Source organism: Companilactobacillus halodurans (assembly GCF_009600985.1).
Classification (GTDB): domain Bacteria; phylum Bacillota; class Bacilli; order Lactobacillales; family Lactobacillaceae; genus Companilactobacillus; species Companilactobacillus halodurans.
The window spans coordinates 1-1,066 of record NZ_VDFP01000264.1; the positions used below are offsets into that span (position 1 = coordinate 1).

General features: G+C 34.6%; 2 protein-coding genes. One reads left to right on the forward strand and one right to left on the reverse strand.

The features are described from left to right. Window positions 1-567 (reverse strand): TetR/AcrR family transcriptional regulator (locus tag FHL06_RS14050; protein ID WP_153387279.1); only part of this gene is annotated, 567 nt, incomplete at its 3' end. Window positions 568-758: 191 nt separating this feature from the next. Here FHL06_RS14050 and FHL06_RS14055 point away from each other — a divergent pair. Further along, the coding region (locus FHL06_RS14055) for an ATP-binding cassette domain-containing protein (protein WP_153387281.1) at window positions 759-1,066 on the forward strand (308 nt) is incomplete at its 3' end.

The window sequence follows — 1,066 nt, forward strand, 5'->3', positions numbered from 1 at the left end:
TAAATCCTTTTCATGATTCTTAATTTCAATTGCGCTATGAGCATTCACTGGATTAGGATTCATCGCATAATTAACAAACATATCTAAATAAATTATGGCACTCTCATCTGATATATCTGGATTAACGGCACCTTCTTCACGTCCTTGATCCAACAACCTTTTCCAAAAGCCATGTTTGTATTCGTTATAAGTTTTCATAACGCTGTCGTCACCATTTTTACCACTGAATTCGTTATACATGAAGACGACAAAATCATCATGTATAGCATCAGCAACGTTCACCCCATACGACATCATCATTTCCATTTTTTCCGCAAAAGTCCCATTGGAACTATCCAGAGTATCTTCGCACGCTTTGTATCCATCAATAATTTGTTTAATGATAACTGCACGTGCCAAAGCAACCTTGCTTGGAAAATATTTATATAATGTCACTTGTGATGAGTGAGCCTCTTTCGCAACTTGCGCGATTGAGGTTTTTTTGTAGCCTTGTTTAGTAAAAGTTTGAAGTGCAGTCTCCAAAATTAACTGTTTCTTCTCTTTTTTACGCTGTAAATTATTAGTCATTATAATTACCTCAAATTTTTTTATAACAATAGTTCAGTTTTTTGATTGGTCTAATAAGACTTTCTAAAAAGGCCTTCTAAATAGTTCAATATCAACGTTTTTCTCAGTTGACTTTGACATTTCCCAGACCTAATATACTCGGTAAATAGTGAACTATTCAGGAAAAATATTTCATTTTAGAGGTAATTATTATGTTGAACGAAAATGTACCAACCTTACATATCGATCATTTACAAAAGAAGTTTGGTAAATTTCAGGCTCTAAAAAATATCACTTTTGATATTTATCCCGGGGAAGTTTTTGGTTTCATCGGACCTAACGGTGCTGGTAAATCGACAACTATAAGAACTATTTTAGGAATTTTGCGAGCTTCAGGTGGTAAAGCCACTATCTTCGGCAAAGATGTCTTCAAAAGCTCCGTTGAAATTCACAAACGTATTGCTTATGTACCTGGTGACGTTTATCTTTGGCCTAATTTGACCGGTGGTGAAATCATTGA